At 39.4% G+C, this 13838-nt stretch carries 13 protein-coding genes and 1 pseudogene; 7 read left to right on the top strand and 7 right to left on the bottom strand.

Features of this window, described 5'->3' with window-relative positions; genetic code table 11:
• Positions 1-64 precede the first annotated feature (64 nt).
• Positions 65-1216: a pyridoxal phosphate-dependent aminotransferase gene (locus LDO51_RS16895; protein ID WP_225575513.1), complete on the bottom strand. Its 1152-nt coding sequence runs from the start codon at positions 1214-1216 to the stop codon at positions 65-67.
• A gap of 286 nt (positions 1217-1502) precedes the next feature.
• Here LDO51_RS16895 and LDO51_RS16890 point away from each other — a divergent pair.
• Positions 1503-1900 (top strand): annotated as a pseudogene (locus tag LDO51_RS16890) (DUF1543 domain-containing protein).
• 68 nt (positions 1901-1968) lie between these two features.
• On the opposite strand, the gene LDO51_RS16885 reads toward LDO51_RS16890, so the two are convergent.
• Positions 1969-2316, bottom strand: coding sequence for a hypothetical protein (locus tag LDO51_RS16885; protein ID WP_225575512.1), 348 nt, complete (start codon positions 2314-2316; stop codon positions 1969-1971).
• 338 nt (positions 2317-2654) lie between these two features.
• Here LDO51_RS16885 and LDO51_RS16880 point away from each other — a divergent pair, with 338 nt between their 5' ends.
• On the top strand, positions 2655-3026 hold the full coding sequence (locus LDO51_RS16880; RefSeq protein ID WP_225575511.1) for a hypothetical protein: 372 nt from the start codon (positions 2655-2657) through the stop codon (positions 3024-3026).
• A 300-nt stretch (positions 3027-3326) separates the two neighbouring features.
• Here LDO51_RS16880 and LDO51_RS16875 read toward each other — a convergent pair whose 3' ends face one another.
• Positions 3327-3575: a DinI-like family protein gene (locus LDO51_RS16875; RefSeq protein WP_036953155.1), complete on the bottom strand. Its 249-nt coding sequence runs from the start codon at positions 3573-3575 to the stop codon at positions 3327-3329.
• 660 nt (positions 3576-4235) lie between these two features.
• On the opposite strand from LDO51_RS16875, the gene LDO51_RS16870 reads away from it, so the two are divergent.
• Together LDO51_RS16870 and yddG are read left to right on the top strand one after the other, a co-directional pair.
• Positions 4236-5693: an alanine/glycine:cation symporter family protein gene (locus tag LDO51_RS16870; protein ID WP_225575510.1), complete on the top strand. Its 1458-nt coding sequence runs from the start codon at positions 4236-4238 to the stop codon at positions 5691-5693.
• A 213-nt stretch (positions 5694-5906) separates the two neighbouring features.
• Positions 5907-6791: an aromatic amino acid DMT transporter YddG gene (gene yddG, locus LDO51_RS16865; RefSeq protein WP_225575509.1), complete on the top strand. Its 885-nt coding sequence runs from the start codon at positions 5907-5909 to the stop codon at positions 6789-6791.
• Positions 6792-6906: 115 nt separating this feature from the next.
• Here the strand turns inward: yddG and brnQ are convergent, their stop codons facing one another.
• The 3 genes from brnQ to LDO51_RS16850 form a co-directional block, all read right to left on the bottom strand.
• Positions 6907-8211, bottom strand: coding sequence for a branched-chain amino acid transport system II carrier protein (gene brnQ, locus LDO51_RS16860; protein WP_225575508.1), 1305 nt, complete (start codon positions 8209-8211; stop codon positions 6907-6909).
• 220 nt (positions 8212-8431) lie between these two features.
• Positions 8432-9241 (bottom strand): sugar-phosphatase, encoded by an 810-nt coding sequence (gene yidA / locus LDO51_RS16855; RefSeq protein ID WP_225575507.1) that lies wholly within the window; start codon positions 9239-9241, stop codon positions 8432-8434.
• Positions 9242-9407: 166 nt separating this feature from the next.
• Positions 9408-9791, bottom strand: a complete 384-nt coding sequence (locus LDO51_RS16850) for a helix-turn-helix domain-containing protein (RefSeq protein WP_225575506.1) — start codon at positions 9789-9791, stop codon at positions 9408-9410.
• A gap of 249 nt (positions 9792-10040) precedes the next feature.
• On the opposite strand from LDO51_RS16850, the gene mgrB reads away from it, so the two are divergent.
• Positions 10041-10181 (top strand): PhoP/PhoQ regulator MgrB, encoded by a 141-nt coding sequence (mgrB, locus tag LDO51_RS19810; protein ID WP_336432173.1) that lies wholly within the window; start codon positions 10041-10043, stop codon positions 10179-10181.
• Positions 10182-10366: 185 nt separating this feature from the next.
• Positions 10367-11731 (top strand): amino acid permease, encoded by a 1365-nt coding sequence (locus LDO51_RS16840; protein WP_225575505.1) that lies wholly within the window; start codon positions 10367-10369, stop codon positions 11729-11731.
• Between the two features lie 119 nt (positions 11732-11850).
• Here the strand turns inward: LDO51_RS16840 and pagP are convergent, their stop codons facing one another.
• The gene (gene pagP, locus LDO51_RS16835; protein WP_225575504.1) at positions 11851-12426 is read right to left on the bottom strand and encodes a lipid IV(A) palmitoyltransferase PagP; all 576 of its coding nucleotides are present in this window, start codon (positions 12424-12426) and stop codon (positions 11851-11853) included.
• Positions 12427-12921: 495 nt separating this feature from the next.
• Between pagP and thiD the strand changes: the two genes are divergently transcribed.
• A complete protein-coding gene (gene thiD / locus LDO51_RS16830) occupies positions 12922-13719 on the top strand; it encodes a bifunctional hydroxymethylpyrimidine kinase/phosphomethylpyrimidine kinase (protein WP_225575503.1) in 798 nt (265 codons plus the stop codon).
• Positions 13720-13838 lie beyond the last annotated feature (119 nt).

Here is a 13838-nt window from a genome sequence, read left to right as displayed (position 1 = left end):
GCATCTTCTACTTTATAGAGAATGGTAGGGTAGAAGATGCTTGATAAATAAGTCGGATGTTTAGTTACACCCAACCTTTTTGACGAAACTCTTTAAGTACCGCAACGAACTGCTCCATTTCTTGCGGGGTACCTAAGGTTAAACGGTTCCAACCCATAACAGGCGGAAACTCTCTGCCAACCATAATATTGGCCTCTTTCATGCGCTGTTTATAGGTTTTCACATCGCCTTTTACTTTGTGGAAAATAAAATTAGCTTGTGATGGCGCATATTCTAAGCCTAACTCATTGAGTGCAGTTTCAACGATTTTACGCGACAGATTGTTAGATTTAAGGCTATATTCTAGGAATTTCTTATCTTTCAACGAAGCAATCGCAGCGACTGCACCCGCAGTATTGGTGTTATCAATCGAGATGAACTCATCAACTGCTTCAATGATTTCTGGGGTCGCAATGCCGTATCCCACTCGCAAGCCAGCTAATGCGTAAATCTTCGAGAAAGTTCGTGTCACAATCAGGTTTTTTTGTCCTGCTTGAACTAATTCAATTGCACTCACAAATTGTGGATCTTCAACAAACTCAGCATAGGCTTCATCGACAATAAAAAATTGCTTATCTGAAACTTTTTTCATCCAACCATCGAGTTGGCTATGAGGGGTTATCATCGCCGTTGGGTTATTTGGATTACAGATATAGATAATGGATAAACCGTCGAAATCATTGGCGATTTGCTCCATTTTTTTCAGGTCAAAACTCAAGTCCGATTTTAATGGAACTTTAGTAATTTCTACACCGAGTGGGAGAGCATAAAGTTCAGCATAGTTAAATGTAGGATCTGGGGTAACAAGCTGAATTTTTAGACCTTCTTTTCTTGCCTTATTTGCGAGCATGGCGACAGCCGCCTGAATGGTTTCTGACGAACCATTTCCGAGTGTCACGTTCTTGCTATTGAGGTTATGCAGTGTACCAATATTGTCAATAAGCTCAGAACGTGCGTCATCAGGGTAACGGAATGAACCCGGTAAAGCTTCAATGACCGCTTTTTGTGCATTGGGTGACATTCCCAATGAGTTCTCATTGAAATTAAGCAATAAAGGGTGTTGAGCATTCGGTTTGACGAGTGCGCTAGTGTTTGCACTTGCTTGATTTAAAACTGAATTTAGTGCTAAGCCACCCGCCACAAGTGAGCTTGATTTTAGAAATGAACGGCGATCCATAATGAGTCCCTGAAATATATTTATCTTGTGTCATTAGATTACTCGAAATAATTTAGTTGTAAATAAATATATGGTTAAAGTGATTTTTTATTCACTTTTTTATATTTGTAAAGAGTGGGCTTTAGATGGTTAATATTCCAACATCCATATAAGATTCTGATTTTAATTGATAATTTTACTTAGTATTTATTTTTGGCAATAATGCTCATCATTACACTTTGAATTGATATGGTTATATATAAAAATATATATCGATAGTGAGTCACAGAGAGATAATAATGAAGCTATTTATGTTGGTGGGAATACCGGAAAATTCAATATCAAGGTACATGATGTACAGTTTGTCGCAGCCAATATACCAGAAGAAATTTGGCCATTATTGCGAAATGCTTGATTTGGGAATCAAGATAAAATCCATGTAGGCGGGTATATTTTATCAACACTTGTGTAGTTGCATGAGTTTGATCTCTTTGTGGCAAAAAATACCCAAGAAGCCAAACAAAAAGCAATAAGCCAGCTCTTAGTAAATAGCCATCAGCCGCATAAAGATAATTTAAAAGATGCTGATGATTGTTTATTACTAAAAAAATAGGTGAATATTATATTTACTTAAGTAAAAGTGAGAATGGAAATAAATATCAACCATTATGGAAAGGATATTTACCAATAGGTATAAATAGCTAACTTTTTGTTAATACGTAATAGCCAGCATTATTAAAGATATGACTGGCTATTATTATTCAGAGTGAAATTTATTGAGCTTCTTGTGTCACTAAGTTAGGTGAAATTTCAATTACCGCCACTTTCACCATATATTTTTTGTTATTTTCACCCTTTGGAACTTCCGCTGTAATTTTCTTTAAAGCCTCTTCAGGTTGAGCGGTTTGTACAGTCGTCGAGTATTGCATCATTCCTTGATGGCGCCCCATATATTGCCCACGGTAGTTACCATCGCATGGTCTATCATATTGAGATTGATTGGCTCCATTACACCAGGTTCCATTGCCATTTCTATGATAACCATTACCATGATAAGCAAATGTAGAGAAACTCACCGCTAATAAGCTACCGACTAAAATAAGTGATTTTAAGTTTTTCATTTTAATTCTCCTCTTTATTTTTTATTAGTTTGCCATGGTGGCTTTTTATTTCAATCTGATTTACTTAAATATAGAGGGATTTCATATTTCAAACACAGTTATTCATTATTTCTTCACAGTGATAAATAATTGTTAAATAAATTCTGCTAATATTCCAAAGGCCGCGGGTAAGTATTATATAAACCATAAGATTTTAAATGTAAAATCAATTCATTTTTATTCTGTCTATTAAATGGAACTTTTTGTGCTGCATAAATATCGAGATACTTATTATTGATAGGGTAAAGGTGTTAACATAATCGATAAGCCCATAAGTGTAGTATGAGAAGGATTTGAGATTGAAACGTATAAAAAGCAAGCTACTGATAGTGATTTTATTGGCGCTAGGCGCATTTGCTTATCAGTTTTATACAACAATCGGTGATAGCGATGTCACCAAGCAAGCTGAAAAGCTTATCGAGAATAAGTTAAGTTCAGGAAGCCCTCTGACTTTTGATGATGTCAAAATTGTTCTGAAAAGCGAATTTAAAGAAGGTGAAAGTTACCGAGTCTGTGGTTTTTATCAAACCCGTGAGCAAGGTGAGAAATTACCGTTTGTTGCCAGCGTAAGTGTTCAAGGTGGAAAATTCTCTGAGCATCATCAATTGATCACTAGTGATACACCGGAGCTACGCACTGCCATTGTGTCATTGTGTGAAAAATCACAGTAGTTTTATCTACGATACCTACGGCATATCTGAGTACTCAATTCAGGCATTCGCCTAAATTTTCCCCATAAAAAAAGCCAGTAATAAATACTGGCTGCTATAAATTAGCAAAAGCAATGTAAATGAAAATTCGTTATATACATTATCATATAACGCTTAAAAGAAAAGGACTTTTATACAAAGTCGACTAACATCATCATTAATTATGATCTTGATCAGGGTTTGAAATAGGGGGAAGGATAAGAGTGAGGAGTTCCAGCCTAGCAATTATTGCTGGAGGCTGGAAGATAGGGCTAGCAAGATTTATGCTTTTAACCAGTGACCATGATGGAAAACATCTTCAACCAGTTCATGGAGAACGATATGCGCTTCTTTATCATCATGGAAGCCTTTGGTATTGAAGGTGGTTGCACCACTGTCATGTGTAATGAAAAGGTTACTACCTGGGTATACTTCTAAAACTCTGGCGTGCAATTCAGCAGTGAACGCATCGTAGGATTTTTCAGAGAGCGTTGAGACTAAATCGTCAGATACTTTGATGTGGATTTCCATATATTACCCTTTGATGTAGAAAGCTAATTAGCGATAAGTGTATTGGTATCATAAAACATTAGCAATAATCTTATTGTGATGATACGAAAATGATTACCTGACTCTGAAATGGGGTTAAGCGATAGACTTAAAATAAGTAAAATATAATTCAATAAAGACATATCAAACTATATTTAATATTTATCCTCAATGATTATTCAAAAGAGTAATAATTAGACTTCATCAATTAGTTATTCAATTTAAAAAACTGAAAAATAATTTAATTAAATACGCTTTCACTTAATTAAATGTAATGTTTTTTTACTTGTAATCGTAAATATTGGTTAAAAATTGTCAGTGTTTTAATCAATTGATTAAGGTTGTTCGGAAAATAATCTATTTGATTGTATCCATCTGTTTTTATTGGTATTTTATTTTATTCTCTCATTCTGTCTTGTATGATTATTCGCTGTATTAGGCATTAAATAGACTGATAGCCAGAAAAAAATTTACAGAGAAAGTAAAAAAAATATAATTCATGGGTCTTGTTTAATAACATTGATTATTCATGATGAACCATCGTGGTTTATGTTTTTATGTGTCTAATTTTTTAAATAATATGGAGCTAAATAACTCACCAACTAATACCTCTATTAGTGGATATAATAAAAGGAGCATAATTTGATAGAATTTATAAACTCAATCAGCAATCTTATTTGGGGCTCGTTATTAATTTATTTATTACTGGGAGCCGGTTTATATTTTACAATACGATCTAAATTTATTCAGTTTAGGCAGTTTGGTCACATGTTCGGAGTACTAAAAAATAGCACTCAATCGGACAACTCAGGTATTTCTTCATTCCAAGCGTTATGTACCAGCCTAGCAGCTCGAGTCGGTACTGGAAATCTAACCGGTGTTGCTATCGCGATTACGGCAGGCGGCCCCGGCGCTATATTCTGGATGTGGGTCGTTGCATTATTAGGAATGGCAACGTCATTTGTTGAATGCACATTAGCGCAGCTTTATAAAACGAAAGATGACCAAGGTAACTATCGCGGAGGGCCTTCTTATTATATGGAGAAAGGCTTAAAACAACGCTGGATGGGTATATTGTTCTCTATTTTCTTAATCATTGCATTTGGTTTGGTTTTTAATGCAGTCCAAGCGAACTCCATTGCACAAGCAACTGCTGTGGCATTTGATTTTAACCCACTCTATGTTGGAATTGCCTTAGTGATCCTCAGTGGCACCATTATTTTTGGTGGATTAAGATCAATTGCTAAAGTTGCCGAATTTGTCGTGCCAATCATGGCTATCGCTTATTTATTGCTGGCTTTCTGGGTCGTTGGTCAAAATATTGAACGTTTACCTGATGTCTTTATGCTGATTTTCCGTAGCGCCTTTGGTTTACAAGAAGCAGCAGGCGGCGCAATTGGTTATGGTATCGCTCAAGCGATGACGCAAGGCATTCAGCGTGGATTGTTCTCGAATGAAGCCGGAATGGGTTCTGCGCCAAATGCAGCGGCATCTGCGTCACCTTATCCACCACATCCAGCTTCCCAAGGCTATGTCCAAATGTTGGGGGTATTCATGGATACCATTGTGATCTGTAGCGCCACAGCCATTATTATTTTGGCTTCTGGCGTGTTAGATGGCCCGGTGGATAAAATCAATGGTATTGAGCTGACTCAGCTTGCCTTATCTTCTGCGGTGGGCAGTTGGGGTAGTATTTTCGTTGCAATTGCGATTTTCTTCTTTGCCTTTACATCAATCATTGCCAACTATGCATATGCGGAAAGCAATATGATTTTCTTGGAAAATAATCATACGGCAGGGCTGTTTATTTTCCGCTTAGCGGCATTGGGGATGGTGATGTTCGGGGCACTAGGTGAAATGCCACTAATTTGGAAGCTTGCGGATGTTTCGATGGGTTTAATGGCAATTACAAACTTGATTGCCATCCTCTTATTGTCCGGGGTGGCATTCAAACTCGCGAAAGATTACAACAGGCAGTTAGGTGCTGGAAAAATTCCCACATTTGATATTAATGAACACCCAGAGCTGAAAAAACAGCTCAATGACGGAATTTGGGAAAAAGAGTCGGTTGAGCAGTGGGTTAAGAACGAAGCCCATTAATTTTGCGGTAGCGGACCGCAATTTACCTGGCCGCAGTTGAAAGTAAATAGAAGTGTAAATGGAAAAGTGCTTAGGTTTATTTCTAAGCGCTTTTTTTATTTTTTATTGTCTGGTCAATAAATATAAAAAACTTGATTTATTGTCTTTAGAGCGTAAGGTTTTGGAGGAAAATAATAAGCAAGATAAATATGAAATAAGGTGTTGATCAAGAAGATGAAACTTGGACGATATGCAGCAACATTTTACGGGGTCGTGTCCATTTTATTGTGGAGCACTATGGTAGGGCTTGTTCGCAGTACGAGCGAAAACTTTGGTCCTATTGGCGGTGCGGCACTTATCTATTCGATAGGTAGCCTGGTTTTGGTTGTTGTAATGGGGTTGCCAAAAATTCATCTTTTCCCTAGACGCTATTTATTTTGGGGGGCATTTTTATTTGTTAGTTATGAAATCTGCTTTATTTTAGCTTTAGGGCTTGCCAATAGCCGTCAGCAAGCCATTGAGCTGGGTATGGTAAATTACTTGTGGCCCAGCTTCACAATTGCTTTGGCGGTTTTATTTAATCGACAGCGTTTTAGCCTATTACTGATTATAGGGCTTATTTTGGCATTTGCGGGTTTATTGTGGGTTATCTCCGGCGATCAACCTTTGTCCCTGAACGCGATCCTTTTTAATATTCAAAGTAACCCACTTAGCTACGGTTTAGCCTTTGTAGGCGCATTACTGTGGGCTTTTTATAGCAATATTACGAAACGAATGTCGAATGGCTGCAATGGTATGGTGCTGTTTTTTATCATGACATCGGTCGGGTTGTGGATCTTATTTATTTTTTCAACGCCAGCGCCATTTAATATCAATATTAATAGTGTCAGTTTGTTATTTATCACTGCCATTGCAACTGGTGGGGCAAACGCTCTTTGGACGGTGGCAATCATCAAAGGTAATGTGGCTTTTCTCGGGACATTGTCCTATTTCACACCAGTGATCTCTACGGCGTTCTCTTCAATGTTGTTAAGCACCGCATTAACTCTGGGCTTCTGGCAAGGTGTCTTGATGGTAACCATAGGGTCAATCACCTGTTTTATTGCCACAAGGCGATGAGTTAAATTTTGGAGGGGAGCGTGCTCATGCTAAAAAATAAAAGCCGAATGTCAGCGATATGCCAACATTAGGCTTTTAAATATCCAGATTACGCTACGTTTTGCTCAGGGGCAGGCTAGTTTCTCGCGGTAAATTTACCGATAAACATCGAGATAATAAACGTGATAATACCTGGAATTAACCAGCCCATACCTTGTTCAAATAACGGTAAGTAGGTGATCAGGTTTGCTTTTACTGCCGCGCTCAATAATTCCATATTATTTAGTGTATCGAACAGGCTCATTAGCACAACTACGCCAATGGTAATCCCATAAGTGACCCGAGGCGCCGCCATAAACTTGCGTGCAAATTGCAAGAACACAATAGTGACCGATGAAGGATAAATCATTAACAGCGCTGGAATGGTGACTCTCAATAAGGTGTCGAGACCAAACGTGGACACTACCGTGGTTAACATTGTGAAGAAAACCACCCAGAAGCGATAACCTAAACGGTGATTGAAAGTGGCAAAGTAATCTGCACATGCGCTGGTCACACCCACTAACGTGGTCATGCTTGCCAGTAATACAATTCCGCACATGATCCACGTACCTACTGCACCAAACAGGACATCTACGTAACGAGAGAAGATCTGCCCGCCATTGGTTGCGGTATTCGCCACTTGTTCACTGGTCGCGCCTAAATAGAACAGGCAGATATACAGTGCTGCGAGTAAGCTCACTGAAATTAAACCCGCTTTAATCGTGATGATCGCGACTTGGCGTGGTTCTGTGATTTGTTTTGAAGCCAATGCACGCGCCACAATCCCACCAAACGCCATGGCAGATAGTACATCCATGGTTTGATAACCATCAATTACACCGCCAAAGAAGGCAAACTCAGCATACTGTTTAACAGGAGGATTCATGTCAGAAAGTGGGTCAATGACCACAGCAATCCCCACAACCACTAATAAAACAAGTAATGCTGGAGTCATAAACTTACCGATTGCGCTGATCATGGTGCCTTGCTTCAACATGAAGAACATCGAGGTAAAGTTAAAAATGAGTGCAAAAGTGAGATGCGTAAATGTGCTTTTTTCAACGAAGCCTAATGGTAAGAAGCCCATTTCAAAGGCGGTATTCGTCACCCTTGGCATGGCAAATGTGGAGCCGACGATTAAGTAGAGTGCAACCCAAAAAATGACCGCAACCCATTTGGGTAAATCAACAGAAAGCTTTTCACCACGCCCTTTTACTGCAACCGTAACCAAGGTTAAGAAGGGTAACAGAACGCCGGTGATCAGAAAGCCTAATGAGGTATTAAACCAGTCAGTCCCTGATTGATAGCCTGCCATCGGTGGAAAAATGATATTTCCCGCGCCTAAAAATAAGGCGAATACCATCATTCCCAGAATTAACATATCTTTAGTCGAAAACATTTTACTACCTGTTAGTGATGTGGGTTTTATTGTACTTATAGATGAATGACAATTTCTGAAAAGAGGCAGATAGTATCAAATTTGGAAGAGTAAGTAAGGGGAAGGATAAAATAGCTCTAAGAGGAGTTCAGAGGATGGATATGCCAGAATGGGGATGTCTAGGCATATCCAGTTAAATTGTATTTTTATCTAGAGATTTGAACCCTAAATTAGCCGATCATTAGATAATAAATTTGTTTATTGCTACAGCGACGCCATCACAATCGTTGGTGGTGGTGACAAATTTCACTATTTCACGAATATGTGGTGCAGCATTTCCCATCGCAACCGAAACACTCGAATACTGTAGCATGGTAATATCATTATTTTGGTCACCGATGCTCATGACTTTGTCTTGCGTTAGGGATAATTTTTCACATAACACTTTCAGCGCAGAGCCTTTGCTTGCATCCTTATTCGAAACTTCGAGAAAATAAGGACTGGTTCTAATCAGTGAATAGTTTTCAAAGGTATTTTCAGGAATATAGCTGATACCAACATCCAATTTCTCAGGATGGTCAATAATCATGATTTTGGTAAAACTAAGCGAGCTATCCATTTCGTTAACGGGGCAATATACCAGAGGGGTATTGGTAAAATAGGCATCATGAATGGTATAGCGGCTAATATGACGATTAGCGGTGAACATGGTGTTATCTGCCAGGGCGTGCATATGGACTCCCACGTTATTAGCCAGATCAGCAAAATATTGATAATCTTCAAAATCTAACAGATTTTCATACAGGTGACTGCCGTCATTGGCTTGATGGATCACGCTACCATTGTTACTGATGCAGTAGTTACTGGCGGTATCTAATCCAAGTTCTTGAAGGTAGGGTAAAATGCCAGAATAGGGACGGCCTGAGGCAAGGACAATTCGCACCCCTTGCTTGTGTGCGCGGGTAATGGCTTCTTTTACTGCGGGAGAAATTTGGTGCTGCGAATTGAGTAACGTGCCATCCAAATCAATGGCGACCAGTTTGATTGACATCAATGCCTCCTAAAACAGAACTTTTACACGTACCTTACTCTGATTATCGAGAATGTAAATTATCTAAGAGGGCAATGAATAAATTGCTCAGTACAAAGGATGAGAATGCCCATGTTTTATCGCATTAAAACTGAAAAAAATTCAGGTTAATGCGCGTAAAACAAATTCACTCATCATCCGAGGTTAGGTGTAATGGCTCTTTTACATCCAATTGAATTTGGTCATTTTGACGAAAATCAAACGGTGTAATGCCATATTCTTTGCGGAACATGTAGGTAAAGTGAGATTGCGAGCCGAAGCCAAAATCTAATGCAATATCAAATATGCTTTGGCTGCTGTTTCTTAATAAATTTACGGCGCCAGCCAGTCGACGCTGACGGATATATTTTCCTAAGGAGATCCCTGTGACTTCCTTAAAGATTTTTTGCATATGCCAAAGGGAATACCCAGAATAGGCAGCGAGTTCTTCCAAGTGGATGACTCGACCTAAATGCTCTTCGATCCATTTACTTAGAGCATTAACAAGTGCTACGTGGTTATCTTGTGCCATCTCAAATTCATTCTTGTTTTACGGTAACCGAAGTATACACAACTTCATTTCACCATGACAAAGGTTGGTTGTGCGGTATTACAGATTTATGTATAAAAATCACACAACAATAGCCAGTTATTTTTCAAAAGCTGCAAAAATAAACAATTGTTTTCTTGAAAACGATGAATTACCCATTTTGTGCAAACTCAAGACGATAATATCGATTAATATTGGCAAGTGAAGTGACTATTAAGAACCTTATTACCTATGCGAAATATGCTATTAATCATCAGCATTGCAATTATTTTTGCTTTTTTGTACCTCTTAGCGATGAATAATCTTTGCGATCAGGGCGGGGATGACTTTCAACTCGGAGTTTGCCGCGTGACGGGTTTGTTACCATTTTGAGTTTGCATTTTGTAACGTCTTACTGGATATTAGTTTATCATTATTTGGAAACATTAGAAGACAGGCAGAAAGTCAGCTTTACAGTGGTGTAATTGCGAGTGGAGTTCATGCAAAAATTCAAATAAACTTGCGTGATTATCACAACTGTGGACGATAACAAAAGCTAGAGGACGAAGGGTAAAGATATGGCGCAACAGACGTTAAAGCGCGGATTGAAAAACAGGCATATTCAGTTAATTGCCTTGGGGGGCGCTGTCGGTACAGGGCTATTTTTAGGGATAGCAACCACTATCCAAATGGCAGGACCGTCGGTACTGCTTGGGTATGCATTGTGTGGATTTATCGCTTTTCTGATCATGCGTCAGTTAGGCGAAATGATTGTTCAAGAGCCTGTTGCCGGATCATTTAGCCACTTCGCATTCAAATATTGGGGCGGTTTCGCCGGGTTCCTCTCGGGTTGGAATTATTGGGTTATGTTTATCCTTGTCGGGATGACTGAACTGACCGCTGCGGGTAAATATATGCAACACTGGTGGCCTGAGTTACCTATTTGGGTTTCGGCGCTGGTGTTTTTTATTGTGGTTAATGCGATTAACCTGATTAACGTTCGCTCCTATGGAGAAACAGAATTCTGGTTTGCGCTGATCAAAGTTGTTGCGGTTATCGCGATGATTTTATTTGGCTGTTACTTGCTGTTTAGTGGTCATGGCGGGCCTCAAGCCAAAGTGAGTAACTTATGGGAATACGGCGGCTTTTTTGCCAAAGGCTATAATGGATTATTGGTCGCACTGGCAATTATTATGTTCTCGTTTGGTGGATTGGAGTTGGTAGGGATCACTGCGGCAGAAGCGGAAGACCCAGATAAAAGCATTCCAAAAGCCATCAACCAAGTGGTTTACCGTATCTTAATTTTTTATATCGGTTCACTGGCGGTATTACTGGCGCTGTATCCGTGGGTACAACTGGATGGTAAAACTAGCCCATTCGTACTGATTTTCCATGAGCTGGGTGATTTGCTCGTTGCTAACGCATTGAACGTGGTGATTTTGATTGCTGCTCTGTCGGTTTATAATAGTGGGGCTTACTGTACTAGCCGCATGCTGTATGGCTTAGCACAACAAGGTAACGCACCGCGCTTTATGGCAAAAATTAATAAAGGCGGCGTGCCTGTGATGGCGCTGATTGTTTCAGGTATCGCGACCTCTGGCGGGATCTTGATTAACTTTATGATGGAAGGCAAGGCGTTTGAATTACTGATGTCCTTAGTGGTTACCACGTTAGTTTTAAACTGGATTATGATTTGTGTTTCTAACTTGAAGTTTAGAGCCGCAATGAATAAACAAGGTATTGAAACGAAGTTTAAGAGTATTTGGTATCCGTTTGGTAACTATCTGTGTTTAGCCTTCTTGTCGCTGATCTTGATTATTATTCTGACAATGGATGGGTTACGCGTTTCTGTACTGATTATGCCTGTTTGGATCGCGGTTCTGTGGGTTGGTTATCAATTCTCGGGTGCCAAAAAACAAGGTGTAGAAAGCAAGGCGTCATAAATAATAGTCTTGGTAAATAAAAGACACTAAAAAAACCGGTAAGATTTTAATCTACCGGTTTTTTTGTGCTTACTTTTTGTTAAATCAGTCTTTAGCGATATGAGTGTAAGCTCAAGCGCTTACCACTGCCAACGTAACCAAGCAAACAGCACATTACCATTATTGTATGTTCCTGGAATATAGGTCGCTTGAACAGAAAGCTTATCATATTCAATAGAAACTAAAGGTAGAGGCGCAGGGAGTGGAATATAGCTATATTCTTCACGCGCGGTGATACCTAACGTGAAACCCGCTCCCATGCGGAATCCATCAATATCACCCGGGATCCACATTTTTTGGAAACCATAACCAACGATTGGCTCGACTTTATTATGAGAATCCATAAATGCCATCGCGTAGAGTGCATGCCAGTCATTATCTTCATCATAACGATATTTACCGATACCAAAACCCCATGGCTCTTCATTGTAGGTATCCGTTTTTTCTTTATCGTACATAAAACGGTTATGCCAAGTGAAAAACGGTATATACAACTCATATTTGTCAGAATCCCAAGTGGTACTGACGTTATTGGTGAACTTATCCCATAAACCGACTGATTGCTCTTCAGCCAATGCAGGTGATGACATGCAGATTGACGCGCTCAGAATTGCCGCTGCGCCTACAACCAACTGTATGTTTTTATTAACTCTCATTGTGGATCCAATCTAGTGTTATCTGATAGATGAGTCATGATAGACATTGACAATGATGACATCATTATCGCAATTGTAATAATTGTAGTGGAAATTATTTTAATAAAGATAAGCTAAATAGGACAGCAATAAATGGTTAAATTAGGATAATGACTTATTGGGCTCGTAATTTGTTGTAAGGGGGCAATTCGATATTTATATCAATTATCGATAGTAGAATGAATTTGTATTTCATAACCATATGATTATTATATAAAATATAGAGTTTCTTTATGTGAAAATTATTCGCATTTAATTATTGATGTCAATGGATAATCTGCTAGTAATTAATGATGTGTATGAGACAATCCATCTAAGGTCGTTATTTAATTAACTTAATGATTTTTATTAAGTTAAAAACGTAATAAACGCAATATGACTAAGGTCAATTATCTTTCTGAAGGCAATTATTTTTCTGAAGACAATTATTTTCTGAAGACAATGGAGAGGGCATTAATGAGAGTGAATGCATTAACGATTGCGGGAACGGATCCATCAGGCGGAGCCGGTATTCAAGCAGATCTGAAAACATTTTCCGCACTCGGTGCGTATGGCGCCAGTGTGATGACTGCGCTGGTGGCACAAAATACGCAAGGTGTTCAAGCCATCCATAATATCCCTCCTGACTTTGTTGCGGCCCAATTGAACTCTGTTTTAAGTGATGTGCGTATCGATGCCGCGAAAATCGGCATGTTATCCAATCGTGACAATGTTCAAGTGGTCGCCAACGCGTTGAAAAAAACACCCGTGCCTTATGTGGTGCTCGATACGGTGATGGTAGCAAAAAGCGGAGACCCGCTGTTATTGCCTGATGCCGTGGAGACCCTAAGACGTGAACTTTTACCCATGGTTTCGCTGATCACACCAAATTTACCGGAAGCAGCCGTATTACTTGATGAGCCGATGGCGCAAACCGAAGAAAAAATGCGTGAGCAAGGACAACGCTTACTGCAATTGGGTTGCCAAAGTGTCTTGATGAAAGGCGGGCACTTAATCGATTCTCAAAGCCCGGATTGGCTGATCACCCCAGAAGGTGAGTGGCGCTTTACATCAGTACGTATCGATACCAAAAATACCCATGGTACAGGATGCACATTGTCAGCAGCGCTAGCTGCACTAAGACCGCGTTTTGTGGATTGGCAACAAACGGTTGTGGAAGCAAAAGCCTATTTGCAAGGGGCGCTGGAACAAGCGGATAGTTTAGAAGTCGGAAGTGGCTTTGGGCCTGTACACCATTTTCATCGATGGTGGTAAGCATTTTGAGGGGCTAGAAAAAAGAAATGGCTAGCTCAAGGGAGATTGAGCCAGCCAAGGAGGTGGTTCCTAGTCTTAATTGATGACTTTCTAGTTCTTCGTTTTCGACAGTGACTATA

It is taken from the genome of Providencia alcalifaciens, from assembly GCF_020271745.1.
GTDB classification, from domain to species: domain Bacteria; phylum Pseudomonadota; class Gammaproteobacteria; order Enterobacterales; family Enterobacteriaceae; genus Providencia; species Providencia alcalifaciens_B.
This window is presented reverse-complemented; position numbering and strand designations above follow the sequence as displayed.

What these genes read in the sequence shown, in the direction of transcription:
- LDO51_RS16895 (WP_225575513.1), bottom strand. Translation starts at nt 1,216, where the DNA reads ATGGATCGCCGTTCATTTCTAAAATCAAGCTCACTTGTGGCGGGTGGC.
- LDO51_RS16885 (WP_225575512.1), bottom strand. Translation starts at nt 2,316, where the DNA reads ATGAAAAACTTAAAATCACTTATTTTAGTCGGTAGCTTATTAGCGGTG.
- LDO51_RS16875 (WP_036953155.1), bottom strand. Translation starts at nt 3,575, where the DNA reads ATGGAAATCCACATCAAAGTATCTGACGATTTAGTCTCAACGCTCTCT.
- yddG (WP_225575509.1), top strand. Translation starts at nt 5,907, where the DNA reads ATGAAACTTGGACGATATGCAGCAACATTTTACGGGGTCGTGTCCATT.
- brnQ (WP_225575508.1), bottom strand. Translation starts at nt 8,211, where the DNA reads ATGTTTTCGACTAAAGATATGTTAATTCTGGGAATGATGGTATTCGCC.
- yidA (WP_225575507.1), bottom strand. Translation starts at nt 9,241, where the DNA reads ATGTCAATCAAACTGGTCGCCATTGATTTGGATGGCACGTTACTCAAT.
- LDO51_RS16850 (WP_225575506.1), bottom strand. Translation starts at nt 9,791, where the DNA reads ATGGCACAAGATAACCACGTAGCACTTGTTAATGCTCTAAGTAAATGG.
- mgrB (WP_336432173.1), top strand. Translation starts at nt 10,041, where the DNA reads ATGCGAAATATGCTATTAATCATCAGCATTGCAATTATTTTTGCTTTT.
- LDO51_RS16840 (WP_225575505.1), top strand. Translation starts at nt 10,367, where the DNA reads ATGGCGCAACAGACGTTAAAGCGCGGATTGAAAAACAGGCATATTCAG.
- pagP (WP_225575504.1), bottom strand. Translation starts at nt 12,426, where the DNA reads ATGAGAGTTAATAAAAACATACAGTTGGTTGTAGGCGCAGCGGCAATT.
- thiD (WP_225575503.1), top strand. Translation starts at nt 12,922, where the DNA reads ATGAGAGTGAATGCATTAACGATTGCGGGAACGGATCCATCAGGCGGA.